22 protein-coding genes are annotated in these 25,510 nt (G+C 61.9%); 17 read left to right on the forward strand and 5 right to left on the reverse strand.

The window, feature by feature from the left end; all coding sequences use genetic code 11:
• Window positions 1–300: 300 nt before the first annotated feature.
• The 10 genes from cbiM (at window position 301) to EP30_RS09280 (ending at window position 14,253) form a co-directional block, all read left to right on the forward strand.
• On the forward strand, window positions 301–1,362 hold the full coding sequence (gene cbiM / locus EP30_RS09235; protein ID WP_219846815.1) for a cobalt transporter CbiM: 1,062 nt from the start codon (window positions 301–303) through the stop codon (window positions 1,360–1,362).
• Window positions 1,363–1,419: 57 nt separating this feature from the next.
• Window positions 1,420–2,304: an energy-coupling factor transporter transmembrane protein EcfT gene (locus tag EP30_RS09240; RefSeq protein ID WP_140558120.1), complete on the forward strand. Its 885-nt coding sequence runs from the start codon at window positions 1,420–1,422 to the stop codon at window positions 2,302–2,304.
• 297 nt (window positions 2,305–2,601) lie between these two features.
• Window positions 2,602–3,306, forward strand: a complete 705-nt coding sequence (locus tag EP30_RS09245; RefSeq protein WP_219846816.1) for an energy-coupling factor ABC transporter ATP-binding protein — start codon at window positions 2,602–2,604, stop codon at window positions 3,304–3,306.
• Between the two features lie 72 nt (window positions 3,307–3,378).
• Window positions 3,379–5,520 carry an alpha-amylase family glycosyl hydrolase gene (locus EP30_RS09250; RefSeq protein WP_140558123.1) on the forward strand — a complete coding sequence of 714 codons (2,142 nt, stop codon included), beginning with the start codon at window positions 3,379–3,381 and terminating at the stop codon, window positions 5,518–5,520.
• Window positions 5,521–5,766: 246 nt separating this feature from the next.
• Window positions 5,767–7,188 (forward strand): LLM class flavin-dependent oxidoreductase, encoded by a 1,422-nt coding sequence (locus EP30_RS09255; protein WP_219846818.1) that lies wholly within the window; start codon window positions 5,767–5,769, stop codon window positions 7,186–7,188.
• Between the two features lie 273 nt (window positions 7,189–7,461).
• Window positions 7,462–9,558 (forward strand): alkaline phosphatase, encoded by a 2,097-nt coding sequence (gene phoA, locus EP30_RS09260; protein ID WP_181160862.1) that lies wholly within the window; start codon window positions 7,462–7,464, stop codon window positions 9,556–9,558.
• Between the two features lie 406 nt (window positions 9,559–9,964).
• Window positions 9,965–11,863: a molecular chaperone DnaK gene (gene dnaK, locus EP30_RS09265; RefSeq protein WP_140558129.1), complete on the forward strand. Its 1,899-nt coding sequence runs from the start codon at window positions 9,965–9,967 to the stop codon at window positions 11,861–11,863.
• Between the two features lie 2 nt (window positions 11,864–11,865).
• The gene (gene grpE / locus EP30_RS09270) at window positions 11,866–12,537 is read left to right on the forward strand and encodes a nucleotide exchange factor GrpE (protein ID WP_140558131.1); all 672 of its coding nucleotides are present in this window, start codon (window positions 11,866–11,868) and stop codon (window positions 12,535–12,537) included.
• A gap of 133 nt (window positions 12,538–12,670) precedes the next feature.
• A complete protein-coding gene (locus EP30_RS09275) occupies window positions 12,671–13,696 on the forward strand; it encodes a DnaJ C-terminal domain-containing protein (protein ID WP_140558134.1) in 1,026 nt (341 codons plus the stop codon).
• 56 nt (window positions 13,697–13,752) lie between these two features.
• The gene (locus EP30_RS09280) at window positions 13,753–14,253 is read left to right on the forward strand and encodes a heat shock protein transcriptional repressor HspR (RefSeq protein ID WP_094663881.1); all 501 of its coding nucleotides are present in this window, start codon (window positions 13,753–13,755) and stop codon (window positions 14,251–14,253) included.
• 39 nt (window positions 14,254–14,292) lie between these two features.
• Here the strand turns inward: EP30_RS09280 and EP30_RS09285 are convergent, their stop codons facing one another.
• Complete coding sequence (locus EP30_RS09285) at window positions 14,293–15,336, reverse strand: LacI family DNA-binding transcriptional regulator (RefSeq protein ID WP_094663883.1); 1,044 nt, start codon at window positions 15,334–15,336, stop codon at window positions 14,293–14,295.
• Window positions 15,337–15,626: 290 nt separating this feature from the next.
• On the opposite strand from EP30_RS09285, the gene EP30_RS09290 reads away from it, so the two are divergent.
• Window positions 15,627–17,627: a glycoside hydrolase family 127 protein gene (locus tag EP30_RS09290; protein WP_140558137.1), complete on the forward strand. Its 2,001-nt coding sequence runs from the start codon at window positions 15,627–15,629 to the stop codon at window positions 17,625–17,627.
• A gap of 167 nt (window positions 17,628–17,794) precedes the next feature.
• Window positions 17,795–18,025, forward strand: a complete 231-nt coding sequence (locus EP30_RS09295) for a hypothetical protein (protein WP_245819348.1) — start codon at window positions 17,795–17,797, stop codon at window positions 18,023–18,025.
• A gap of 290 nt (window positions 18,026–18,315) precedes the next feature.
• Here the strand turns inward: EP30_RS09295 and EP30_RS09300 are convergent, their stop codons facing one another.
• The gene (locus EP30_RS09300) at window positions 18,316–19,758 is read right to left on the reverse strand and encodes an L-serine ammonia-lyase (protein WP_140558188.1); all 1,443 of its coding nucleotides are present in this window, start codon (window positions 19,756–19,758) and stop codon (window positions 18,316–18,318) included.
• Window positions 19,759–20,165: 407 nt separating this feature from the next.
• On the opposite strand from EP30_RS09300, the gene EP30_RS09305 reads away from it, so the two are divergent.
• A complete protein-coding gene (locus tag EP30_RS09305; RefSeq protein WP_140558190.1) occupies window positions 20,166–21,179 on the forward strand; it encodes a glycerophosphodiester phosphodiesterase family protein in 1,014 nt (337 codons plus the stop codon).
• Window positions 21,180–21,269: 90 nt separating this feature from the next.
• Here EP30_RS09305 and rlmH read toward each other — a convergent pair whose 3' ends face one another.
• Together rlmH and upp are read right to left on the reverse strand one after the other, a co-directional pair.
• Window positions 21,270–21,749, reverse strand: a complete 480-nt coding sequence (gene rlmH, locus EP30_RS09310; RefSeq protein ID WP_140558140.1) for a 23S rRNA (pseudouridine(1915)-N(3))-methyltransferase RlmH — start codon at window positions 21,747–21,749, stop codon at window positions 21,270–21,272.
• 402 nt (window positions 21,750–22,151) lie between these two features.
• Entirely contained in the window at window positions 22,152–22,790 is a 639-nt protein-coding gene (gene upp / locus EP30_RS09315; protein WP_094663888.1) for a uracil phosphoribosyltransferase, read from the reverse strand.
• Between the two features lie 273 nt (window positions 22,791–23,063).
• Here upp and EP30_RS09320 point away from each other — a divergent pair, with 273 nt between their 5' ends.
• Window positions 23,064–23,519: a nucleoside deaminase gene (locus tag EP30_RS09320; RefSeq protein WP_140558142.1), complete on the forward strand. Its 456-nt coding sequence runs from the start codon at window positions 23,064–23,066 to the stop codon at window positions 23,517–23,519.
• Between the two features lie 79 nt (window positions 23,520–23,598).
• Here the strand turns inward: EP30_RS09320 and EP30_RS11195 are convergent, their stop codons facing one another.
• The gene (locus EP30_RS11195) at window positions 23,599–23,727 is read right to left on the reverse strand and encodes a hypothetical protein (RefSeq protein ID WP_258185456.1); all 129 of its coding nucleotides are present in this window, start codon (window positions 23,725–23,727) and stop codon (window positions 23,599–23,601) included.
• On the opposite strand from EP30_RS11195, the gene EP30_RS10945 reads away from it, so the two are divergent.
• The 3 genes from EP30_RS10945 to EP30_RS09330 all read left to right on the forward strand — a co-directional run bounded on the left by EP30_RS10945 (window position 23,726) and on the right by EP30_RS09330 (window position 25,507).
• Window positions 23,726–23,872, forward strand: coding sequence for a hypothetical protein (locus tag EP30_RS10945; RefSeq protein WP_181160861.1), 147 nt, complete (start codon window positions 23,726–23,728; stop codon window positions 23,870–23,872). The two genes, EP30_RS11195 and EP30_RS10945, sit on opposite strands and share 2 nt — an antisense overlap.
• Window positions 23,873–24,267: 395 nt before the next feature.
• The gene (locus EP30_RS09325) at window positions 24,268–24,627 is read left to right on the forward strand and encodes a hypothetical protein (protein WP_140558145.1); all 360 of its coding nucleotides are present in this window, start codon (window positions 24,268–24,270) and stop codon (window positions 24,625–24,627) included.
• Between the two features lie 127 nt (window positions 24,628–24,754).
• Window positions 24,755–25,507 (forward strand): histidine-type phosphatase, encoded by a 753-nt coding sequence (locus tag EP30_RS09330; protein ID WP_140558148.1) that lies wholly within the window; start codon window positions 24,755–24,757, stop codon window positions 25,505–25,507.
• Window positions 25,508–25,510: the final 3 nt, after the last annotated feature.

Below are 25,510 nucleotides of genomic sequence, written 5' to 3' on the forward strand. Positions count from 1 at the left end.
AAATCACCGGTTTCATACGACCGTATCGTCGGCGTGTCGTGTGGTTTGTCGTGTGCTGTTTTCGTTGGAATCTCAACGAAACAACGTATTCGATATCCCATGTTTACATGGATGAAATCGGACTTCCTACCATATTTCTCGGGGCTTTGGGCCCGACTGATCCCGATCCGTGACCGGCCGCGTCCTTCTCGGTCCCGTGTGCAGTGCCCGCTCGCTACATATGCGAAAAATGCGGCAATCTGGCAATTCGTGCGCAGCCGCAAGCCGCGAGTGGGCGGAAGGAAAGGAAGTGCGATCGTCATGGTCACCAACGACGTTGTTACGCTGTCAATGCACATTCCCGACAACTATCTGTCGCCGTCCACCGGTCTGATGTTCACCGTCATCATGATTCCGATCTGGGGACTGTGCCTCAAATACGTGATGACCCACGCCAACCATGAGCGGATGGCGTATCTTGGCGCGGGCGCGGCGTTCTCGTTCCTCATCATGATGTTCAACGTGCCGTGCCCCGGCGGCACGACGGCGCACGCGGTGGGCGGCTCGCTGATCGCCATTCTGCTTGGGCCGCAGTACGCCACGGTCGCGGTTTCGGTGGCGTTGCTGCTGCAGGCGTTGCTGTTTGGCGATGGCGGCCTGATCACGTACGGTGCGAACTGCTTCAACATGGCATTCGTGCTGCCGTTCGTGGCGTACGGACTGTATACGTTGCTGAAGAAGGCGCTCGCGTCCGGATGGAAGGAGCGTGTGGCCTCGTTCATCGGAGCCTACGTGGGTATCACGCTTGCCGCGCTCTGCGTGGCCTTGGAGCTTGGCGTGCAGCCGATGCTGTTCCGCGATGCCGCCGGTCAGGCGCTGTACTTCCCGTATCCGGTGACCGTTTCGGTGCCGGCCATGCTGATTCCGCACCTGCTGATGGCCTCGATCATCGAGGGATTGGTCACCGTGGTGGTCGTGGAATTCGTCCGTCGTACCGCCCCTGAAATCGTGGCGGGCGCGGCCAAGCCTGCCGCCGATGGCAAGGCTGCCAAGGGACTGAGGACCCCGGTCTGGATCGGTCTTGGACTGCTCGCCGTCATCTCTCCGATCGGTCTGCTCGCCACGGGCAGCGCCTACGGTGAGTGGGGAGCCGAGGAATTCAAGGAGGCCACCGGCCTGAGCTACGTGCCTGATCAGATCGCGCACGGATTCTCTTGGAACGCGTTGCTTCCCGACTATTCCCTGCAGGGTCTGCCCGACTGGGCCGGGTACATTCTTTCCGCAGTGATCGGCATCGCCGTGATGACCATCGTGTTCCGACTGCTGGCGTCGGGCGTCAAGGATGCCTCTGCATCCAAGGGCACCAAGGCGACTACCGCATGATGCTGCCCTGACCGAGTGCCGATTGGGTTTCTGACTGGGTTCTGACTGGGGAGGGCAATGGCATCAACGTCATCCACGACAACAACCATGACGGCGGCGGTCGCGTCGGGATCGGCCTCTGCCGGTTCCGCGCTGCCGGATTGGCTTGCCGAATCGGAGTCATACGAACCGCTTGGCGACCGTTCGACGTTCATCGAGAAGAATCTGGGGTCCATCGGTACCGCGCTCGCTGAAGTCGCTGACGGAGGACAGCCGGAGCTCGTTTCCAGCCCGGTCGATCGTTTGCTCTGCCGAGTCTCCCCGGCTATGCGACTATTGGGGTTGATCTCGGTCATCATCTGCGTCAATGCGACGCGCAACATGACCTTCGGCTATATCATGCTGGCCGTGGTGCTGGTGGCGCTCGCCATACGTCCGGCACGATTGATGAAAACCGTGCTGTTCGGTGGGCTCGGCATCGCCGGGCTGAGCGCGGTGATCGCCCTGCCATCGATACTGATCGGACAATATGAGGCTCCGGCGCGGTTGTTCATCCGCGCATTCATCACCGTGTCGCTGACCATAGGGCTTGCGAGAACGGTGCCGTGGAACCGGCTGATCGCCGGTCTGCGCGGATTGCATGTGCCGAACGCGGTGGTGTACGTCTGCGATGTGACCATCCAGTTCATCGACATTCTGGGACGATCCATGCTGCTGCTTCTTGATGCCCTACGGCTGCGAAGCGTTGGCCGTGACTCCCGTAAAATCACCTCTGCCGGGCATATCATCGGCATGGTGTTCCTGCTGGCGAACCGTCGTGCCAAGGAAATGGGGGAGGCCATGCTCTGCCGCGGCTTCGAAGGTGAGTATCGCATTGCGAAGGAGCGCATGCTGACCGCGGCGAACTCGGTGTACACATGCGTGATCGCCCTGATGATCGCCGCGGCGGTGTATTTCGGATGATTCCAGGCGCGAATCGGCCATCAGGTCGGACAATCTTCGAGTTCTGTGCGGATTTGCCGAAGTGCAGACACCAATCTTCGAGTTCTGCGCGGTCATATGCCTCAGTGCCATAGTAGGACTGTTGGAATTCCAAGCCTCATACTTGGCATATGACGTTATATCCGCACAGAACTCGCAGATTGATGTCTGCAATGGCCCGGAATCCGCACAGAACTCGCAGATTGCTCAGTTTTTGGCCTTGGCCGGGCGCGCGAGCGGCGGATTCACACAATGACCTAGCACAATGAACGAGGAGAGATGATGAACAGCGGACATGATGACGGAACGCCCCTTGCCGAGTTGCGTGGCGCATGCTTCTCGTACCCTGGTGTGGAGGGGGACCCGCCCCACGAGGTGCTGCGCGGATTCGACATGGTGCTCGATCGCGGCGAATCCGTGGCCCTGCTCGGCCCGAACGGCAGCGGCAAGACCACCATCATGCGCATTCTCAATGGCCTGGAGTTCCTCTCCGCCGGAGAATACCGGTTCGACGGGAATCTCATTACCAGAGAGGCGCTCGCCGACAAGCGCTTCGCCAAGCGGCTGCATCAGCGCATCGGTTTCGTGTTCCAGAACTCCGAAACCCAGCTGTTCTGCCCGTCGGTGGCCGAGGAGATCGCGTTCGGTCCGGCACAGATGGGGTTGCCGGACGAGGAGATCCATCGTCGCACCAACGACATTCTGCGACTGTTCGAGCTTGAACGATTCGCCGAACGGGCACCCTATCGCCTCAGCGGCGGCGAGAAGAAACGCGTCGCCATCGCCTGCTGCATGTCGTTGAACCCCGAGCTCCTCGTGCTCGATGAGCCCACCGATGGGCTTGACGAACGGAATACGGCCCTGGTCGTGCGTGTGCTCAACCAGTTCGTCGCCGCCGGCAAGTCCATCCTCGTCTCCACGCATCACCACGACATCGTCGAGGCCCTGCACTCCCGTCGCATTCCCGTCCATCCGATCGAATAGCCGAATTCCATGCGTTCGGTGCCGCTGGTAGATTGCTGGGTAGATGACCGATGGGCCGATGGGGGGTGCCGGATGAGTGTTCTGCCAATTGACGAGCTTCCTATCTACGCGGGCGATGATCTGGGTGCGATTCCCGACAAGACCGGTCATGGCACCACATTCCGCGTATGGGCGCCGACCGCAAGCCGTGTCGAACTGCGACTGTTCTACGAGGGTGGCGTCTGCGCACCGGGCGTGCATGTCGAAGGCGTCGATGCCGATGTGATGCAGCAGCCGTACGCCACCTATGCGATGACCGCGGTGGCCGTGATGCCCCGTCATGGCTCCGGTCCGCGCAACGCCAAGGAATTCGACGGCACCTGGCTGGTACACGTCGACGGTGTAGGCCACGGCGCCTACTACGACTATGTGGTGCATTTCCCGGACGGCCACGTATCCAGAACCGCCGACCCATGGGCGCGGGCCGCCGGCGCGAACGGCCGCCGCAGCATGGTCGTCGATCTGCGCAAAACCGACCCCGACGGCTGGGCCGCCGATCAGGCCCCACACATCCCCCTCCACGAGCTCGTGGTCTGGGAAACCCACGTCGGCGACTTCAGCAACGACTCCCACAGCGGCATTCCTGACGAGCATCGGGGCACATATCTGGCCTTCACCCACAACAACACCAGCGTGGATGGTGAAGGCGATTTCCCCACATGCACGGCCTACCTGCGTCGACTCGGCGTCACCGCGGTGCAGCTCATGCCGATCTTCGACTTCGGATCGGTGGACGAGGCCGCCGCGCGGGACGCCGACCCGCTCGACCGCGCCTACAACTGGGGCTATGACCCGGTCAACTACAACGTTCCCGAAGGCTCATACAGCACCAATCCGTTCGACGGCGCGGTACGCATCCGCGAATGCAAGCAGATGATCCAGGCGCTGCATACGGCCGGTTTCAAGGTCATCATGGACGTGGTCTACAACCACATGTATTCCGCCGACAACTGGCTGGAACGCATGGTGCCGGGATACTTCTGCCGCCGCTACGCCGGGGGAGCGCTGTCCAACGGCTCCGGCTGCGGCAGCGACATGGCGTCCGAGCGGCCGATGATGCGCAAGTACATCGTCGATTCCGTGGAATACTGGGCGCGCGAATACCACATCGACGGATTCCGATTCGACCTTATGGGCCTGATGGACGTCGACACCATGAACGCGGTGCGTGCCCGGCTGGATTCGCTGCCCGGCGGCGCCGAGAAGATCCTGTACGGCGAACCGTGGGCCGCGGACATGACCGCGGTGTCGCCCGACGTGATATTGGCCGGCAAGCGCGGCCTTTCGCGACTCGATCCGCGTATCGGATTCTTCAGCGACGACACGCGAGACGCCATACGCGGCAACATCTTCCACCATCGCAAGCCCGGTTACGTCTCCGGCGCGGCACTCGAGTTCGCACCGGCCATCCGTCACGCGGTCGACGGGTGGCGCGGCACCCAGGTGGAGGCCGCCAGCGTCGGCCAGTTCGTGCAATACATCTCCGCGCACGACGACCTGACGTTGTGGGACAAGCTCTGCATGGCCATGCGATCGGTCGCGTTCGGCCATGCAGACACATCGACCGCCGCAACCGGATTCACCGGCGTCTGGCCCGCGGAATCCGATCCCACGCACGCCGAATACGACGCCGATCCCAGCCTGAGCGAGGACATCATGGATGCGAATCGCATGGCGGCCGGCATCATCGCCACGTGCGCGGGAATCCCGTTCATGCTTTCCGGCGAGGAGTTCGCGCGTACCAAGTACGGCTGCGACAACTCGTACGACCGATCCGCCGAACTCAACCGACTGGACTGGCGTCGCGCCCGCCGGCTGCACGATCTGGTGGATTACTATGCGACGCTGATCCGCATTCGCCGCGACAATCCCGCATATTTCGGCGGCCCCCGCATCGTCCCCTCCCGCGATGATTCCGTCGTGGTGTTCCGCGTGGGCAACGACTGCGTGACCGTCAACCCGACGCGGCAGACGGCATGGCAGCATGTGTCGGCGTTGCGTGCCGTGCACGACTACGGCCAGTTCGCGCCGCTCGACGATTCCGCATGGGAGTGCGTGTTTAGTTCGCGCGGCCCCAAGGCGTGCGGCGAGGCGAATTGGGAGAGTTATGCGCAGGGGCATGAGCGACAGATCGCTATCCCGCCGCGCACCTTCTGCGTGTGGCGCAACGGCTGACGGTGGGGCTGGCGGCAGACTGCTGTCTGCGCTACGTCGTCACGGAAGTCTGTCGCGGAATCGCGCTGATTGATAATCGTTGATAACCAACGTCTATACGGCGTTCCGCGATTTCGGGGATTCCGCGGGATTTCGGGCGGCATAATGGCGATATCCGTGGTGCACGTCTGGGGAGGCGTGCGCCGATTTCGCCGAACGCCGTCCGCGGGGCGAGCGTTCGGGCCGTCGTCATGAAAGGACGCTTCAGTGGGGAACAACGCCGCCAACAGCAATGACCATCAGGCCAGCAGCCCGGCCAAACGCCAGATTCACTTCAATGGATTCGTCAAGGACTGCGTGGGCCATCAGTCGTCGGGCATGTGGCGATACCCCGGCGACCGGTCGGCGGAATACACCGACATCAATCATTGGATCGAACTGGCGAAACTGTTCGAGCGCGGTCGTTTCGATGCCATGTTCATCGCCGATCTGGTCGGCTACTTCGACGTGTACGGCGGCAATGTGGACTCCGCGTTGCGCACCGCCTCGCAGCTGCCGATCAACGATCCGACCACGCTGATCTCGGCCATGTCCGTGGCCACCGAAAACCTCGGATTCGGCGTGACCGCCGGCGTCTTCTATGAGCATCCGTACACGTTCGCGCGCCGCATGAGCTCGCTCGACCACATCACCAACGGCCGTGTGGGCTGGAACGTGGTGACCGGCTATCTGCCGTCCGCGCTGCGCAACATGGGTCAGGACGACATTCCGCACGACAAGCGCTACGACTACGCCGACGAATACCTCGAGGTGCTGTACAAGCTGTGGGAGGGCTCGTGGGAGGACGACGCCGTGGTGAAGGACAAGGCGCACGACGTGTACGCCGACCCGACCAAGGTGCACGAGATCAACCATCACGGCGAATTCTTCGATGTGCCCGGCATCCATCTGTGCGAGCCGTCGCCGCAGCGCACGCCGGTGATTTTCCAGGCCGGAACCTCGCCGCGCGGCATCAAGTTCGCCGCCGAGAACGCCGAGGCCATCTTCGTGACCGGACCCACGCCGGAGCTGGTCGCGCCGCAGGTGAAGAAGGTGCGTGACTCACTCGAGGCCGCCGGCCGTGGCCGCTACGATGCCCGTGTGCTCATGATGCTCACCGTGATCACCGGCAACACCGAGCAGGAGGCGTGGGACAAGTACCACGACTACGAGCGGTATGCGTCCACCGAGGGCGCGCTCACACTGTATTCCGGATGGATCGGCACCGACCTGTCGAAGTACGATCTCGACCAGCCGCTCGACGACATCGACTCCAACGCCATCCAGTCCACGGCCGCCAACATGCAGAAGGTCAAGGGCGACGACGGCAAGCGCTGGACGGTGCGCGACATCGCCGTGCGTCGCGCGATCGGCGGCAACAGCCCGGTGATCGTCGGTTCAGGCGAGCAGGTGGCCGACGAGCTGCAGCGCATCGTCGAACTGACCGACGTGGACGGATTCAATCTCGCCTATGTGACCAATCCCGGCACGTTCGAGGACATCATCGACTATGTGGTGCCGATTCTGCAGGAGCGTGGGGTCTATCAGACCGAGTACGCGCCCGGTACGCTGCGCAACAAACTGTTCGGCAAGGGCGATCATCTCAATCCGAACCACCGCGGATACCAGTACAAGGTGTCCCGTCCGTAGCCGTGTCCGGTGCGGACTTAGCGGAGTGTTCGACGGCTGTTAACCGTCCGTTGCCGAAATTCATGTAGCGGTTGCCCGGGGGATGCCCCCCGGACGATTGACGGGCATAGCGTTCCCAGTTAGGGAGCATTCCCTCAGCGGTAAGGATGCCGGCTGGCCTGTTGGCGTGATCGTGGATCATGCCCTTGGACCAGCCGGCATAATACATCGGTCAGCGTCGACATGACGTGCGATCGACATGCCGTTGCTCGAAGATGGAATTGAGGTATGGAAGTGAACACTCGCAAGGCTTTGAAGGGAACAGTGGCCGCGATCATCGCGTCCGCCACGCTGTTCGGCTTCGCTGGTCTGGCCAACGCGGCCGACGGTCAGGGCGTCGAACAGCTCAAGGAACACGGTGCCGCACAGCGCATCGCCGGAGTCTACGGCAACACCAAGGCCGATAACGTCATCCTGTTCATCGGTGACGGCATGGGCGACTCCGAGATCACCGTGGCCCGCAACTACCTGCACGGCGTGAACGGCAGCTTCGACGGACTCGACAAGATCGGTCAGCCGAACCTGAACAAGGGCGTGGAGACCGGCACCGGTCAGTACACCACCTTCTCGCTGGGCAACAGCTCCAACGACTCGCTGATGGCCAAGGACAAGAACGGTCAGCTCACCGGCAGCAAGACCGCCGGCGTGATCACCCCCGTGACCGACTCCTCCGCCTCCGGCTCCAGCTGGGCCACCGGCACCAAGACCTACAACAACGCCGTCGACGTGGACGTCGAGGGCAACCCGCAGCTCAACCTCATCGAGCTCGCCAAGGCGGCCGGCAAGGCCACCGGTAACGTGACCACCGCCGAGATCCAGGACGCCACCCCGGCCGTGCTGGAATCCCACTCCTCTGAGCGCGCCTGCTACGGCCCGCAGGGCAAGTGGGACGGCTCCGACAAGAACGGTGACGGCGTGGTCGACCTCAAGGACGCCGAGGCTGCCGGCATCGGCAGCTGCCTCGCCCCGCAGCTCAAGGCCAACGGCGGCATCGGATCCATCTCCGAGCAGCTGATCGACACCCGCGCCGATGTGACCATCGGTGGTGGCGCCAAGTACTTCAACCAGCTCAACCAGTCCGGTGAGACCCTGTGGCAGCAGGCCGCCAACGAAGGCTTCCAGACCGTGAAGTCCGGTGACGTGGATGGCTTCAAGGCCCTGAGCTACCAGGAGAACAAGCCGGTTCTCGCCCTGCTCGGCGACGGCAACCTGCCCACCCAGTTCCAGAACACCCCGGCTCTGGCCCAGAAGGAAACCGAGGCTCGTGGCCCGGTGGATTGCAAGGTCAGCCCCGACTGGCTCGGCAACAAGGGCGCTTCGCTCGCCGACTTCACCGACAAGGCCATCGACCTGCTCAAGGCCAACCCGAAGTCCAAGAACGGCTTCTTCCTGCAGGTTGAGGGTGCTTCCATCGACAAGCAGGACCACGCCGCCAACGCCTGCGGCCAGATCGGCGAGACCGACGACCTCGACAAGGCCATCTCCGCCGCACTGAACAAGGTGGATCTGAGCAACACCCTCGTCATCGTGACCGCCGATCACGCCCACACCAGCCAGATCGTCAGCGAGCCCCCGGCATACGCACTGAGCACCATTCTGAAGAACCGCGACGGCTCCCAGACCGTGATCTCCTACGGCACCGCCACGGCCAACGACCCCGATGCCGAGAACCCGGAAGTCGGCTACAACGACGGTGGCATGGAGCACACCGGCACCCAGCTGCGCATCGCGGCCTCCGGCCCCGGTGCCTCCCGTGTTGACGGCCTGACCGATCAGACCGACAACTTCTACACCATCGCCCACGCCCTTGGCCTCGCCACCGAGAAGGCCGATCAGGACAAGCTGTCCGACGGCGCTTCCGTGACCGCCAAGGACAACAAGAACCAGGTGTTCGACATCGCCGGCTTCAACGGCGACGCCGTGCTGCGCTACGAGCTCAAGGACAAGGACGGCAAGGTCGTCTCCGCCTCCGACGCGACCACCCCGCTGTCCGGTCTGCGCGTGAAGACCGCCGGTGTGACCACCCTCGATCTGAGCAAGTTCATCAACTCCGACGCCAAGTACAGCCTGACCGTCACCGGTCAGCAGTCCGGCAAGACCGTTGAGATCAAGGACTTCGCCGGCCCGAACGGCACCGAAGGTAACGGCGCCGCCCAGGTTGGCCCGAACGCCTCCAACGACAAGCCTGTGGCCTCCGGCAAGGTGAACGCTCCGAAGCAGAACGGCGTGCTCGGCAAGACCGGCGCCACCGTGCTCGGTGTGGCTCTGCTCGCCATGGCCCTGGTTGCCGGCGGTCTGGCCATCAAGTTCGCCAAGTCCCGCAACGCCTGAGACTGAGCCTGACCAAGCCTGAGACCGCAAGCCGCTACGGCGGCGTGCGGTAACGGGCGGCAGGCATCAAACAATCAAGCAAACACCATAGGGGTTCTTCGAAACCGGGTGACACCGGTTCCGAAGAACCCCTTTCTCGTAGGTTGACGTCTCTCATCGTCGAGAGCGATCCAATGCTGTCCGGGTCTTCGAGCCGGGTCTTCGAGTGATTCGGAAACTCCGAAAAAGTTTTTCTGTAAAGACGGAATAAAAACTGGACTTCTAAAGTTGAGTGGTGTAGGCTCAAGTTTTGGAAAGCGAAAAGCCTACCGGGCTTCGGTTGATCGACGCAGTCGGTCGTGGAGATCGCCGAGGCCGGAAGCTTGAGCGATACACGTAGAACGAAACCTAACCATAGGAGGAAATTATGGGACGCGCAGTTGGTATTGATCTGGGAACCACGAATTCCTGCATCGCCACTCTTGAAGGTGGCCAGCCCACCGTTATCGTGAACGCCGAAGGCGCTCGCACCACGCCGTCCGTGGTCGCATTCAGCAAGTCCGGTGAGATCCTGGTCGGCGAAGTCGCCAAGCGCCAGGCCGTGACGAACGTCGACCGCACCATCAGCTCCGTGAAGCGTCACATGGGCACCGACTGGACCGTCGAGATCGACGGCAAGAAGTGGACTCCGCAGGAGATCTCCGCTCAGGTGCTGATGAAGCTGAAGAGGGACGCGGAGTCCTACTTGGGTGAGCCGGTCACCGACGCCGTCATCACCTGCCCGGCATACTTCAACGACGCTCAGCGTCAGGCCACCAAGGACGCCGGTAAGATCGCCGGCCTGAACGTGCTTCGTATCATCAACGAGCCGACCGCAGCCGCACTGGCCTACGGTCTGGAAAAGGGCAAGGAAGATGAGCGCATCCTGGTCTTCGACCTCGGTGGCGGCACCTTCGATGTCTCCCTGCTGGAGATCGGCAAGGACGACGACGGCTTCTCCACCATTCAGGTGCAGGCCACGAACGGCGACAACCACCTGGGCGGCGACGACTGGGATCAGAAGATCATCGACTGGCTGGTCAGCGAAGTCAAGAACAAGTATGGCGTTGATCTGAGCAAGGACAAGATCGCTCTGCAGCGTCTGAAGGAAGCCTCCGAGCAGGCCAAGAAGGAGCTGAGCTCCTCGACCTCCACCAGCATCTCCATGCAGTACCTGGCCATGACGCCCGACGGCACCCCGGTGCACCTGGACGAGACCCTGACCCGTGCGCACTTCGAGGAAATGACCTCCGACCTGCTGGGTCGCTGCCGTACCCCGTTCAACAACGTGCTGTCCGACGCCGGCATCTCCGTGAGCCAGATCGACCACGTGGTGCTCGTCGGTGGCTCCACCCGTATGCCCGCCGTCAAGGAGCTCGTCAAGGAGCTCACCGGTGGTAAGGAAGCCAACCAGTCCGTGAACCCGGATGAGGTCGTGGCCGTCGGTGCCGCCGTGCAGTCCGGCGTCATCAAGGGCGACCGCAAGGACGTGCTGCTGATCGATGTGACCCCGCTGTCGCTGGGCATCGAGACCAAGGGCGGCATCATGACCAAGCTGATCGACCGCAACACCGCCATTCCGACCAAGCGCTCCGAGGTGTTCTCCACCGCCGAGGACAACCAGCCGTCCGTGCTGATTCAGGTTTACCAGGGCGAGCGTGAGTTCGCTCGCGACAACAAGCCGCTGGGCACCTTCGAGCTGACCGGCATCGCTCCGGCTCCGCGTGGCGTCCCGCAGATCGAGGTCACCTTCGACATCGACGCCAATGGCATCGTGCACGTGTCCGCCAAGGACAAGGGCACTGGCAAGGAGCAGTCGATGACCATCACCGGTGGTTCCGGCCTGCCCAAGGATGAGATCGACCGCATGGTCAAGGAAGCCGAAGAGCACGAGGCCGAGGACAAGAAGCGCAAGGAGGATGCTGAGGTGCGTAACCAGGCCGAAGCTTTCGCCTACCAGACCGAGAAGCTCGTCAACGACAACAAGGACAAGGTCTCCGACGAGGTCGCCAAGGAGGTCACCGACAAGGTGAACGCTCTGAAGGAAGCCCTGAAGGGTGACGACATCGAGAAGATCAAGACCGCCCAGTCCGAGCTGATGACCTCCGCCCAGAAGATCGGCGAGGCCCTGTACTCGCAGCAGGCCGCCGCTGGCGCTGCCGGTGCCGCTGGTGCCGCAGGCGCTGGTGCCGGTACCGCGAACGCCGGTTCCGCCTCCAACGGTGGCGACGACGACGTGGTGGACGCCGAGGTCGTGGACGACGATGACGACAAGGACAACAAGTAATCATGTCTGACTTCAACAAGGACGATTACCTGAACGACATGGAGGATGCCGAGTCGCTGAAGAACGACCCGGCATCCGCCGGCTCTGCCCCCGCCGACGATGCGAAGGCCGCCGATTCCGGCTCCGCCAAGCCCGCCGATGCCGATGCTTCGGCTCAGGCCGCTACGGATGCGGATACCGCGGACAACGCTGACAAGCCCGCCGACGCCGGCTCCGACGCCTCCGATACCGACGAGCTCACCCCGCTTGGCAAGGCCAAGAAGGAGGCCGCCGATTATCTCGAGGCCCTGCAGCGCGAACGTGCGGAGTTCATCAACTACCGCAACCGCACCGCCAAGGAGAAGGACGTGTTCCGCCAGCACGGCATCATCGACGTGCTGACCGCCCTGCTTCCCGCACTCGACGACATCGACCGCATTCGCGAACACAGCGAGATGGACGATTCCTTCAAGGCCGTGGCCACGAAGATCGACAAAGCGTTCGAGAAGTTCGGCGTGGAGAAGTTCGGCGTGAAGGGCGAGGACTTCGACCCGACCAAGCACGACGCAATCCTGCATCGTCCCGATCCGACGGCCGAAAAGGAGACCGTCGACGCCGTGGTCGAGGCCGGATACCGCATCGGCGATCGCGTGATCCGCGCCGCCCGTGTGGTCGTCGTTTCTCCGCAGAACTAACACACTCACACCAGCCGGTACCGGCCAGAATCGGCCAGTACCGGCACGATATCCCCGGTGTCCCTCCTCCATGGAGGGGCACCACACAGGAATGGATACCAAATAATCAACAGACTTGTGAAAGGAGACCTGAATGGCTGAGAATGAATGGCTGAACAAAGATTTCTACAAAGTCCTCGGTGTCTCCAAGGACGCTTCGGCCGACGAGATCACCAAGGCCTACCGTAAGCTCGCGCGTAAATACCACCCCGATCTGAACAAGACCAAGGAGGCCGAGGAGAAGTTCAAGGACATCTCCGAGGCATACGACGTGCTCAGCAACAAGGATCAGCGTCAGAAGTACGATGCGATCCGCCAGTTCGGCATGGGTGGCGCTCGTTTCGCCGGAGGTTCGGGGCAGGGCGGCTTTGATGCCAGCGGCTTCTCCGACATCTTCGGCTCGATGTTCGGTGCGGGTGCCGGTGCCCCCGGTGGCTCGCGCATCCGTTTCTCCACCGGCGGTCAGGGAGGCCCCGACCTCAACGACATCTTCTCCGCGTTCGGCGGAGCGGCAGGCGCTCGGCCGGGCGGCTACGGTGCCGGCGGATACTCCTACGAGGAGCCGCCGCGTCCGGAACGCGGCAAGGACCGTAACTCCAAGATCACGCTCACCACGCGCCAGGCGGTGAAGGGGGCCACGGTGTCCCTGAGCATGGACGGCAGCAAGTTCAAGACGCATATCCCCGCCGGAGTCAAGGACGGGCAGAAGATCCGTCTGGCAGGCAAGGGCCATGCCGGTCTGAACGGCGGCTCTCACGGCGACCTGTATCTCACCGTGCACGTGAAGTCCGACGACACGTTCTCCATGCGGGGACGTGACGTGGTGATGGATCTGCCGGTCACGATCGTCGAGGCCGCATGCGGCGGCAAGGTCTCCGCGCGCGACATCGATGGTGAGGTGGTCACGTTCAAGGTGCCCGCCGGCTCGTCGAGCGGTGCCGAGGTGCGCATCAAGGGCAAGGGTGTGCAGAGCCCCAAGGGCAACGGCGACCTGATCGGCCGGATCATGGTCCAGGTGCCCGACTCGCTGGGTTTGCGCCAGAGGAAGTCCCTGAAGGACTTCGACAACCTGAGCGAGGACTTCAACGCCCGCGTCGCATCCCAGCGCATGGGCGAATGATCCGCGGAGCATGATGAAACGATAGCCAGACAGGAAAATCGGAAAGAAGGTGAACCATGGCTAAGATCACACCGAAGATTCGTCAGGCGTACACGATGTGTGCGCAGGCGCTGGTGCTTGGCCGCGTGAACCTTGACGTTGTCGACCAGATCGGTCTCAACGCCGACTTTCCGATTTTCAGCGTCGGTCGGGCCGCCGAGCTCGCCGACATCCATCCGCAGACCCTGCGTCAGTACGATCGGCTTGGCCTGATCGTGCCGCAGCGCACGCCGGGCGGTGCCCGTCGCTACTGTCTGCGTGACATCGATCGTCTGGTTCAGGCGCAGCGCATGAGTCAGGAGGAGTCGATCAACCTCGCCGGTATCACGCGCATCCTGCAGCTGATGGAGGAGAATCGTCAGCTCAAGCGGCAGAATCGACAGCTGCGTCGCCGCATGGAAGGCAACGTGGTATTTGAAGCCGCCGCCGATGGCGAGGTGATCGAAGTGCAGCGCATTCGCCGCACCGCTCCCGCCAATCCGTACCGGCGCGCCATCCTCCAGATCACCGCGAGTTGATCACCGCGCGCTGATCATCACGATCGTTCCGTGCAAACATCACCGTCTGCGGAAGATGCGATCGGTGTTGTTCAGCGCGGTTCGACGTGTCGGATCGGTGGATTCCCGTACGATCATCGGACATTCGACGGCAAAGGTGCCGCGATGGGGATGCCCGTTGATCGCGTCGATTAAATATGTGGCCGCCATCCTGCCGATCAACGAAATGTTGTTGTCGAACGTGGTGAGCGTGGGATGCGAGTTCGAGCAGAACACGAACCAGTTGTCGTGGCCGATCACCGCCACGTCCTGCGGCACACGCTTGCCGGCGGCCAGCAGTGCGCGGATTGCTCCGCGTGCGATCTCGTCACTCAGGCAATACACGGCATCCAGATGCGGGTGCCGGTCGAGCAGCAACCTCGCAGCCCGTTCGCCCCATTCCTCGCTCCACATGTCGAACAGCACTTCCACGGGTCGGAAATCGTAAAGCATAAACGTGCGCTGCGCCCCCTGCGCGCGGTCTCGTGCGGCTTGAAAATCCTCGGATCCGCCAATGACCGCAATGTATCGCCGCCCTAACGACAGCAGATATTCAATGGCCTGCGCTCCCGCTCCCACGTTGTCGCAGATGATGCTGCAATCATTCGGATCGGTCGACGGATCATACGTATACACCACCGGAAGACCCATGGTGGTGGACGGCTTGAGTGGCGGTCGGGGATTCGTAGTGTCGCCAACCACGATCAGGCCGTCGACGCCTCGCGCGGCCAGCTGATCGATATGATTGCGTTCCAGATCGGGCCGTCCGTGTGAGCTCATCAGCAGCGCCGCATGATTCGATGCGCCGAGCGTTCCTTCCGCTCCGGTGAGCAGCGGCAGCGAGAATCGTCCGTTGTAATCCGACGTGATGAGTCCCACCAGACCGGAACGCATCCGTATGCCTTCTGCTGTCGATTTGCGATATCCAAGTCGTTGCGCGGTCGAGATCACATGTCGTCGTGTGGCGGCCGATACACGTTCGGTGCCGTTCAGCGATTTCGATACCGTGGCCACCGATACATGCGCCTCGCGTGCCACATCCTGCAGTGTCACTCGTTTCGCCATGCTTGATCGCTCCTGTCCTCATTGCCGTATTGATATGCAGTCTACCCACACTCTGCGAAATTTTTCGCATTCGCGGCATTCGCTGATATTGCGTCATACGGTTTCCTAATATCACAATCAACAGCAACGAAGGGCTGATCGGTGGCATTCCACAGTTGGAATTCCAACGATTGTCAATCCGTGGGTGAACTCGATGGAGAAGTGTTTCCGCCGATAAGCAATGGCCATCCATGGGGAGAACTCTGCGAAAAATGCGAAAGAACTGATAGATAAACGCGAAAGGGCAGCGAATGAGCGCGACAACAGTGAAGGTAACGTCGCCTTTCTGGGTGCGGTACCGCGACAATGTGGCCAACGAGGTCATCCCCTACCAGTGGTCGGTCATCAACGACGAACGTGAGATCGACATCCCCGAGGATCCGTCCGGCGTCAACAACCAGGACATCGACAACCATTACAGCCGCGCCGTACGTAACCTGCGCATCGCCGCCGGCGACGAGGAAGGCCCCTTCAAGGGATTCGTCTTCCAGGATTCCGACGTGTACAAGTGGCTTGAAGAGGCCGCCTACGCGCTCGCCTACACCGACGACGCCGACCTGCGCGACTTGTGCGACAAGCTCGTCGATCTGATCGCCCGTGCACAGCGCGAGGACGGCTATCTCGACACCCCGTACATCATCAAGTCCGGCGCGTTCAAGACGCGTGAACGTTTCACGCAGATCCAGCAGTCGCACGAGATGTATGTGATGGGCCACTACATCGAGGCCGCCGTGGCCTACTACGAGGTGACGGGCAACGAGCAGGCGCTCGACGTGGCCAAGAAGATGGCCGATTGTCTGGATGAGAACTTCGGTCCGGAGGATGGCAAGATCCACGGTGCCGACGGCCATCCGGAGATCGAGCTGGCCCTCGCCCGCCTGTACGAGGTCACCGGCGAGCAGCGTTACCTCGACCTGTCCAAGTTCTTCATCGACGTGCGCGGTCGCGATCCCGAGTTCTACGACAAGCAGAACGCGAAGATCGGCAACGGCTCCACCGATATCTTCCAGATGCGCGGCCGGACCCACGAATACACCCAGTCCGCCCGACCCATTCGCCAGCAGCAGACCGCCGAGGGACATTCCGTGCGCGTGGTGTATATGCTCACCGCCGTGGCGCACGTGGCGCGCCTGACCCAGGACGCCGAGCTTGTTGAAACCGCTCAGCGTCTGTGGGAGGACATCGTTCGCCGTCGCATGTACATCACCGGCGGCATCGGCTCCACGCACGATGGCGAGGCATTTACCTACGACTACGATCTGCCGAACGAGACCATGTACGGCGAGTCCTGCGCTTCCGTGGGTCTCAGCTTCGTGGCCCGTCAGATGCTGGACATCGCACCGCGTGGCGAATATGCCGACGTACTGGAGAAGGAGATCTTCAACGGCGGAATCTCCGGCATCGCACTGGACGGCAAGCACTTCTACTACGTGAACCCACTCGAGGCCGATCCGCAGGCCAGCGCGCACAACCCCGATCAGGCACACGTGCTCATGCACCGCGCCGAATGGTTCGGATGCGCCTGCTGCCCGGCGAACATCGCCCGCTTCATCGCGTCGATCGATCGGTACCTGTACAACGTACGCGAATCCGACCGCACGATCATCGCCCACCAGTTCATCGCCAATGAGGCTGAGTTCTTCGATGGCGTGGAGGTGAAGCAGGAGTCCAACTTCCCGTGGGACGGCAACGTGAAGTTCACGGTGACCGTGCCGGAAGGCGCCGACGCCGTACGCTTCCTGGTTCGCATCCCGTCGTGGTCCGCCGGCCAGTACACGTTGACGGTGAATGGGCGCAATGCCGCCGACCTGCCGGTCGTCAACGGATTCGTGACCATTGATGCGCCGGCTGGTGACACTGTGATCGCGCTGGGTCTCGACATGCGGGTGAAGTTCATGCGTTCCAAGAACGCCGTGCGTCAGGACGCCGGCAAGGTGGCCGTGATGCGCGGACCGGTCGTGTATTGCGCCGAAGAGGCGGATAACGAAGGACCGCTGTGGAACTACCGACTGTCGGCAGCCGCCGTGTCCGGAGCCAGCGCCGAATACCATTCGGACGAGCTCGACGGCGTGACCGTGCTGACCGTTCCCGCTGCCAAGCGTGTGGACGACCCCGCGGACGCTCCGCTGTACGCCGACGTCGCCGACGGTCTGGCCGCTCCTCGCCCGGCCACGCTGAAGCTCATTCCGTACTACGCCTGGGCCAATCGTGAGATCGGCCAGATGCAGGTGTGGTTCGATTCCGATTTCTAGGATTGCCGGATCGGTTGCGATGAGACATCGCGATGTCGCTCATGCGCTCATCCAATGTTCCACGTGAAACATGCTGTTGCTTGTGTATTTCACGATCTGGTTCGTAACCGATCCGCAATCACCATCACTGCTGTTATGCCAACTCATTCAACGAAGAAGGAAACATCATGAGTGCCGTAACCAAGGACGCTTCCGCGGTGAAGCTGTCGCTCAAGGAGAAGATCGCCTACTCCTGCACTGATATGGCAGGCAATCTGCTCTACGTGACGATCTCGTCATACATCATGTACTTCTACACCGACGTGTTCCACATTCCGCCGGCAGGCGCGCTCGGCGCGGGTACGATTCTGCTCGTCGCCCGCTTCGCCGCCGCCGTCTCCGCTGAGACCGAGGCCTGATTCCGGTCGTCTGGTCCTGGTCTCCGGCCCTGGGCCAGACTGACTGACCATCGTGAATATCGTCGGATTCGTTGAGTGTCATGAGGTCAGGTGCCCGACAAATCCGACCGCTGAAAAACCGAAATCAAGGATCGGTGCCAGCCGGTCCAGTAAGGAGCCGCCTGTACGAGACTACACCGTATGATCGTTGTTTCACCTGGCGCCCCGCGCACGCACGCGGGGTGCCTTGTTGCGTTTGGTCGAGCTTGGTCGGGTGTTTGAGTGGTGAGTGGTGTGACGGGCGGCGTGCGTCAGCATTCGGTGACGTTGACGGCGAGGCCGCCCTTGGAGGTCTCCTTGTATTTGCTCATCATGTCGCGGCCGGTCTCCTTCATGGTGCGTATGGCCGAGTCGAGTGAGACGATGTGCGATCCGTCTCCGAGCAGTGCCATGCGTGCCGCGTTGATGGCGGTGTTCGCAGCCATGGCGTTGCGTTCGATGCAGGGGATCTGCACCAGTCCGCCGATCGGGTCGCAGGTGAGTCCAAGATTGTGTTCGATGCCGATCTCCGCCGCGTTCTCGATCTGATGCGGTGTGCCGCCGAGTGCGGCGCACAGTCCCGCCGCCGCCATGGAACAGGCCGATCCGACCTCGCCCTGACATCCGACCTCCGCTCCGGAGATCGACGCGTTACGTTTGAACAGATAGCCGATCGCCGTGGCGGTGAGCAGAAAGTCGTATACACCATCCATGGTCGCGTCGGCGGTGAGCCACCAGTAGTAGTGCAGTACCGCGGGAATGATGCCGGCCGATCCGTTCGTCGGCGCGGTGACGATCCGCCCGCCGCCGGCGTTCTCCTCGCTGACGGCAAGAGCGAACAGATCCACCCATTCGCTGTCGGATGCGTGCGCATGGAATGTTTCACGCGATGTTTCACGTGAAACGCTGCCGTGGAACATATCGACGTCGCCATTGCCGAGCCGCCGATACAGTGCGGGGGCGCGGCGTGGAACATTCAGGCCACCCGGCAGCGTCGCCTCGTCGCTGGTGCATCCGTTGCGTACGCAGTCGCGCATCGTTCGCCAGATCGTCGTCATCATCGCGCGGGTGTCGTCGGCCGGGCGGAACGACAATTCGTTATGGCGCACCAGATCGGCGATCGTGCACTGTTCCCGGTCGCACATCTCCAGCATCTGCGCGGCCGACGCGAATGGGAATGGAACGTCGTCGTCGGTTCCTCGGCCGTTGCCATGTCCGCTATCATCGGCGTCTCGCGATCGCAGCAGCTCGTCCTCGTAGGCGATGAATCCGCCGCCGATCGAATAGATCACCGCCGAATCCACCGTATGATCATGCTGGTCCAGCGCGTGAAACTCCATGCAGTTCGGGTGCAGTCGCGGCGTATGCCAGGTGTTGAATTCGATATCGTCTTTCGTGAACGGCACGTCGTGCACACCGGCAAGCGTCACCGTTCCCCGCCGGTCGCAGTCGTCGAGATCGTGCAGCACATCGTAGGGGTCGACGCTTTCCGGATGCTTGCCCTCAAGCCCGGCCAGCACCGCGCGATCGGTGCCATGCCCCAATCCGGTCTGCGCCAACGATCCCAGCAGCACCACGCGCACGCGGGCCGTGGTGTCCAGCAATCCGCGATCGCGCAGTGACGTGACGAATGCGCACGCGGCACGCATCGGTCCCACGGTATGGGACGACGATGGCCCGATGCCAATCGAAAACATATCCGTCACGCTCAGCATCATGACTCCTTGTTTCTGGTAACTGGAACGATTGTGATGGTCGTTGTGATGGCCGGTCACTGTGATCGGCCATTGCCAGCACCAGCATAAATGATCTCCGCGGCGCTGACCGTTACATCCGTTTCGGTTGCTGTGTTGCGGAATTGTCGTTGGTGTTGCCGGATTGCCCGTGGTTTGGGTGATAATGACGGGGAAGAGCATCGTCAGACCCTCGCGTGGCGGCCGCGGCGTCGAACGGCGTCGAACCGTCTGTCATTTGTCGCCAACGCCGCAGGATATGGCGATCGATCATGATGGAGTCGGCCAGTCAGGAGGTACTGATGTCGCGTAAGACGAAGGCGGTTGCGGGACGACGTGCAAATATCGCCAAGCATGGTAAAGGGTTGGGCGGATTCGGTTTCGGTGCGATGATTCGCAACGCGGTGATCACCGGAGGCGTGGCCGCCGGTCTGGGGGCGTGGGCGCTTGCCCCGCGTTCGCGTATCGATGCGCGTCGCTACCGCGTGCCGTCCGTTCCGTATGTGCACTACGCGCATCGCGGATTGCACGACGCAGGATCGGGCCTGTCCGTCGGCACGGTGAGCGAGCGCTGCGCATATGTGGATCTTGCTCGACGCAGTGCGCTGAAGGCCGGCTACGGCAGCGCCGATTTTGATGGTCCGATCGCGCCGGAGAACTCGCTCGCCTCGTTCGCCGCTGCGCGCGAGGCCGGATATGGCATTGAGCTTGATCTGCAGCTGACGCGCGACGGTCAGGTGGTGGTCGTGCATGATGCCGATCTCAAGCGTGTCGCCGGCGATCCGCGTCGCATCAAGGATCTCACCTATGAGGAACTGACCCGCATTCCGCTGTTCCCCGATCCCGCCAAGCCGGGTGACGCCGTGGCCGCCACGCGCGCCGACGGCAAGTGGGATGAGAAGCCGGCCGGCTACTACCAGCATGTGCCGCTGTTCTCCGACGTGCTTGCTGTGGTCGGTGGGCGTGTGCCGATCATCGTGGAGTACAAGTTCAACGACTACGGCTGGGATGACTCCTGCGAGGAGCTCATGAAGAAGGGCTCCGAGCTGCTGGCCGCGTATGACGGCCCGTATGTGATCGAGTCGTTCCATCCGAGCGCCGTGCGCTGGTATCGGGAGAACTGCCCCGAGGTGAACCGCGGCCAGCTGGCCGAAGAGGGCGATCCCACCAAGAACTGGAAGGACTGGCTGTGCGGTCTGCTGGTGTTCAACTGGCTTGGCCGCCCGGATTTCGTCGCCTATGACTGGCATGGCGGCGACAGCGCCCAGGCTCGATTCGCCCGCAAGCTCGGCGCGACCATGGTGTCGTGGACGGTTCGCAGTTCCGTGGAGTTCCAGCGGTCCGCGCCCTACTTCGACCACATGATCTTCGAGGCGTTCGTGCCCGATTCCCCGGCCCGATAGCCGTTGCCGCGCACTCTTCGCTGAACATTGTGAGCGTTGCGAATGTCACGAAGAGTGCGCGGTGATTCTTGTTCCTGCTATTTGTGATAGCTATTTGTGATACGGCTCGCCCGCGTTGATCTTGTAGGCGCGGTAGATCTGCTCGAGCAGAACCATGCGCATGAGCTGATGCGGGAACGTCATCTTGGAAAAACTCAGATGATAGTCCGCACGCTTGAGGATCGCATCGTCCAGACCGATCGACCCACCGATCACGAACTGGATATGACTGGTGCCGTGCAGTCCGAGATCGTTGATCTGCTGCGCGAACTGCTCCGACGTCGACTGCTTGCCATTGATCGCCAGCGCGATCACATAGGCGTCGTCCCGGAGATGCTTGGCGATGCGCTCGCCCTCCTTGGCCTTGATCAGCCGCTCCACGCCATCGCTCGCATGCTCCGGCGTCTTCTCGTCGGCCACCTCAACGATGTCGAGCTTGCAGTAGCGTCCAAGACGCTTGGCATATTCCTCGATGCCATCCCGCAGATACCGTTCCTTGATCTTGCCAACCCCAATAACCGTAATCCTCATGCCCTACACTCTAGCCGCTCTGCTTTGTGCTTTTGGTTCTGTTGGCAGATATAGGTGTGGGTGGAGGGAGGGGCATGCATTTCCCGATACACTCAAGGCCGTTCGGCCTCGCTCCGGGATTTGTTTGCATAGCATAACAAATCCCTCCGCTGCTTACGATCGGGAAACACATGCCCCTCCCTCCACGGCGTCTCCCCTGAAAGCCTTGACCCTTGGGAAAGTACCCGCCCATTAGGCCAGACACGAGTGAGGGGAGGCGTGTATGTTTCGCGATTGTAAGCAGCGCAGGGGTTTGCTAGGCTTGCCCAGCAAACCCCGGAGCGAGGCCAAACGGCCTTGAGTGTATCGCGAAACATACACGCCTCCCCATGCCAAAGCACCTACGAAAAGCGTGATTGCCGATCAGTCGACGACGCCGTACAGGCGGTCTCCCGCATCTCCGAGGCCCGGCACGATGTACGCCTGCTCGTTGAGGTGATCGTCCACGGCGGCCACCACGACCTTGAAGTTGACGTCCGGGTTGACCTCCTGCTCAAGGCGCTTGAGTCCCTCCGGGGCTGCAAGCACGTCGATGCAGGTGATTTCGCGCGCGCCACGTTCGGCCAGGTAGTGGATCGCGGCCACCAGCGTGCCGCCGGTGGCGAGCATCGGGTCCACGAGGAACACGTGACGGCCGGTCAGATCGTCGGGCAGACGGTTGGCGTAGGTGATGATGTCAAGGGTCCGCTCGTCGCGCTTCATGCCGAGGAAGCCGACTTCGGCGGTGGGCAGCAGCTTCATCATGCCGTCGAGCATGCCGAGTCCGGCGCGCAGGATCGGCACGATCATCGGGCGGGGCGGGGCGATCTGCTTGCCGACCATCGGTGCGACCGGCGTCTCGATCGGCTTGTCTTCCAGCAGCAGGTCGCGCGTGGCCTCGTAGGCTTCGAGCATCACGATTTCGCTGATGAGCTCGCGGAAGGTGTTGGATGGGGTGTTCTTGTCGCGCAGAACGGTGAGCTTATGTTCCACCAGAGGGTGGGATACGACATGCAATTCCATACTCATGGTTTCCAAGTCTAATCGGGCGTATGCCCCCGACGTTTCCGTGCCGCGACCGTCTGCTGATGGTCGTTCGCTCATTCCTCGGTTCGTCTTGTTCGCCTCGGGGGAATGGGCCATTGCCGGGAGGCCACTGCACCCCTACACGGTAGTGTGATCACACTAAGAAAGATGGGCTGGAGGCTGTATGGTTCAAGTGTCTGCAAGGGGGGACAGGAGTCTGGCGGACGAGCGTGCGGAGAGTGTGATGCGGGAAGTCGGTAGAGTGTCCGTATGAGTGACGTGGATCTGCGAATGATGGATGAGGCCCTGTCCCTTGCACGACAGGCGGCCTCGCATGGCGATGTGCCCGTGGGAGCGGTGGTGGTCGACGCGAACGGTGTGATCATCGGTCGTGGCCGCAATCGTCGCGAGGAGGACGGCGATCCGCTCGCCCACGCCGAAGTGCAGGCCATGCGCGAGGCCGCCGAACGTTGCGGCCGTTGGAATCTGGAGGATTGCACGCTCGTGGTTACGCTCGAACCGTGTCCGATGTGCGCGGGCGCATGCCTCACCACGCATATCGGTCGTATCGTGTTCGGCGCCTGGGATGCGAAGCTCGGCGCATGCGGGTCGGTGTGGGACATTCCCCGCGATCCTCACGTGGGTTCAACCCCCGAGGTGGTGGGTGATGTGCGCGAACCCGAATGCCGTGCGCTGCTCACCGATTTCTTCACTCGGCGTCGATGACATCCAACGCCCAATCGACGCGCCATTGCCCTTCGCTATACCTCGTCATGACCGCGTTACATGGGTAACGCCCGCGAAATCATGCGGCAATCGAAACCGTGTCCGTGTCGCCTAGCGTTAGCGTCACGATGATCGATTGATCATCGGCCGGAATCGGAAACACCGGTGCCGCGGAAATCGGAAGGAGGCGCACGATGGAATTCGCCATGAGCAGGATCGATATTCTGCGATTCATCTCCGATGAGTTCTTCGGCGCGGGGTCCTCGGATCATACCGTTCGCGTGACCGTCACCATGCCGTTGGACAGCAGCGGCGACGAGGATTCATCAACGTCGATCGATCCCATTCATTAATGAGTAATTACGAGTAATGCACAAAGCTTGCTGTCCCGTCAACGTTCGCTGCACGAGTTCGTTGGCGGGGCGGCATCGTTATTTCCGGCCTCCCCACTCGAGAATCCGCCGTCGGACCGTTCTCATCAGCCGATATCAGTCAATATTCGATAGGCCGTAACGTGGTATTCAGATTCATGAGAGGAAGCATCCACATTCCTGCCCTATATTCGGCACGTGCGGAACCACGTATGTGGTGTTCCGACGATAAACGAACAGATATATGACGATTGATCGACGCCAGTCGACGCCATCCGACACTGATTCGGAAACGCGGCAATCGGCGGGCGGACAGTGACCGAAACCGAGCGCGAACGCGACATCATCGATCAAGCGAGGCTGGTATGGAAACGACAATGCAGGCAGTGGAACACGACAACAACGATCACACCCCCGATTATTCAAAGCATCGCAGGAACGCCGGCGTGAAGCCGGGCGCCAAGCCGTCCCGTCGTCGTACGTCGCGCCCGTTCCTCGCCATGCGCGTCAGGATCGCCGCGGTACTGTGCGGTGCGGCGGCCGCGCTGATGACGCTGCTCACGCCCGCGCTGGCGCTCGCGGCCGAAGCCACCAGCATCAACACCCCCGATCGTACGCCGCTCACCGCGATGGACATGCTCAGCGTGATCGGACTGATCGTGGTCATGGTCATCGTCGGCGCCTGCGTGATCGTCCACCGCGGTCACGCCTCCGGCAGCGGCCACCCGCTGGTCTGAACAATCCGGATAATCCCGGCTCCGCTTATGCTTTAACGCTTTGCGTACGCGAATCCGATAAGAATTCCCACATCCGTCACCAAGCGTTCAACCAATTGCGAACTTCCGCACACAACGCTCCTCTAGCGTGAAAGAGACTGGCACGGCGAAAACCCACGGGGTGCAATCGCCGACCGTGATCAACCCTCACAGAGCTAGGAAATCAAGGAGCAGAAGGACATCGACCTTCTCGAAGCAGATCCACAAGGCGCTCGTCGCCGCCGGTGCCGGAGTGTTGGCCACGGCGATGGCACTGACCCCCGGCATCACGTTCGCCGCGGACGCGCAGACCAACTACTACAGCAGCAAGCAGCCCTATCCCGTCCCCTCGCAGGAGACCACGAGCTCATACTCCGCCGCACCCGCCGGCTATGAGCCGATCTACACGGAAAGCGTGGACCGCCACGGTTCGCGCGGTCTGTCCAGCTACAAGTACGACGCCCTGCTGAAGCTCATGGCCACCACGGCGGTCAAGGAGAACGGCTTCAAGAGCGAGCAGATCAAGAACGAGTTCCTCGCCAGCCTCGACGGCATCACCGCCGCCAACGTGAAGAACGGCTACGGACAGCTCACCAATCTGGGTCGCGGCGAACTGCGCGGCATCGGCCAGCGCGCGTACGACCGCAACAAGACGCTGTTCGACCAGGCCAACGCGAACGGCGAGCAGATCGCCTTCGAATCATCCAGAGAATCCCGCGCCACCGAATCCGGCGACCGTTTCAAGGACGGTCTGGTGAACGAATCCGGCAACGCGCTCGCCGACAACGTGCAGGCCAATGAGAAGCGTCCCGGCACCCTCTACTTCCACAAGCTGGAGAACCCCGACGGTACCGTGAAGTAGCCG

Origin of the sequence: Bifidobacterium sp. UTCIF-39 (assembly GCF_006408715.1) — a bacterium.
Lineage (GTDB): Bacteria > Actinomycetota > Actinomycetes > Actinomycetales > Bifidobacteriaceae > Galliscardovia > Galliscardovia tissieri.

Coding starts and splice junctions, on each gene's coding strand:
- cbiM (WP_219846815.1), top strand. CDS start 301: ATGGTCACCAACGACGTTGTTACGCTGTCAATGCACATTCCCGACAAC.
- EP30_RS09240 (WP_140558120.1), top strand. CDS start 1,420: ATGGCATCAACGTCATCCACGACAACAACCATGACGGCGGCGGTCGCG.
- EP30_RS09245 (WP_219846816.1), top strand. CDS start 2,602: ATGATGAACAGCGGACATGATGACGGAACGCCCCTTGCCGAGTTGCGT.
- EP30_RS09250 (WP_140558123.1), top strand. CDS start 3,379: ATGAGTGTTCTGCCAATTGACGAGCTTCCTATCTACGCGGGCGATGAT.
- dnaK (WP_140558129.1), top strand. CDS start 9,965: ATGGGACGCGCAGTTGGTATTGATCTGGGAACCACGAATTCCTGCATC.
- grpE (WP_140558131.1), top strand. CDS start 11,866: ATGTCTGACTTCAACAAGGACGATTACCTGAACGACATGGAGGATGCC.
- EP30_RS09275 (WP_140558134.1), top strand. CDS start 12,671: ATGGCTGAGAATGAATGGCTGAACAAAGATTTCTACAAAGTCCTCGGT.
- EP30_RS09280 (WP_094663881.1), top strand. CDS start 13,753: ATGGCTAAGATCACACCGAAGATTCGTCAGGCGTACACGATGTGTGCG.
- EP30_RS09285 (WP_094663883.1), bottom strand. CDS start 15,336: ATGGCGAAACGAGTGACACTGCAGGATGTGGCACGCGAGGCGCATGTA.
- EP30_RS09290 (WP_140558137.1), top strand. CDS start 15,627: ATGAGCGCGACAACAGTGAAGGTAACGTCGCCTTTCTGGGTGCGGTAC.
- EP30_RS09295 (WP_245819348.1), top strand. CDS start 17,795: ATGAGTGCCGTAACCAAGGACGCTTCCGCGGTGAAGCTGTCGCTCAAG.
- EP30_RS09300 (WP_140558188.1), bottom strand. CDS start 19,758: ATGCTGAGCGTGACGGATATGTTTTCGATTGGCATCGGGCCATCGTCG.
- EP30_RS09305 (WP_140558190.1), top strand. CDS start 20,166: ATGATTCGCAACGCGGTGATCACCGGAGGCGTGGCCGCCGGTCTGGGG.
- rlmH (WP_140558140.1), bottom strand. CDS start 21,749: ATGAGGATTACGGTTATTGGGGTTGGCAAGATCAAGGAACGGTATCTG.
- upp (WP_094663888.1), bottom strand. CDS start 22,790: ATGGAATTGCATGTCGTATCCCACCCTCTGGTGGAACATAAGCTCACC.
- EP30_RS09320 (WP_140558142.1), top strand. CDS start 23,064: ATGAGTGACGTGGATCTGCGAATGATGGATGAGGCCCTGTCCCTTGCA.
- EP30_RS10945 (WP_181160861.1), top strand. CDS start 23,726: ATGAGCAGGATCGATATTCTGCGATTCATCTCCGATGAGTTCTTCGGC.
- EP30_RS11195 (WP_258185456.1), bottom strand. CDS start 23,727: ATGGCGAATTCCATCGTGCGCCTCCTTCCGATTTCCGCGGCACCGGTG.
- EP30_RS09325 (WP_140558145.1), top strand. CDS start 24,268: ATGCAGGCAGTGGAACACGACAACAACGATCACACCCCCGATTATTCA.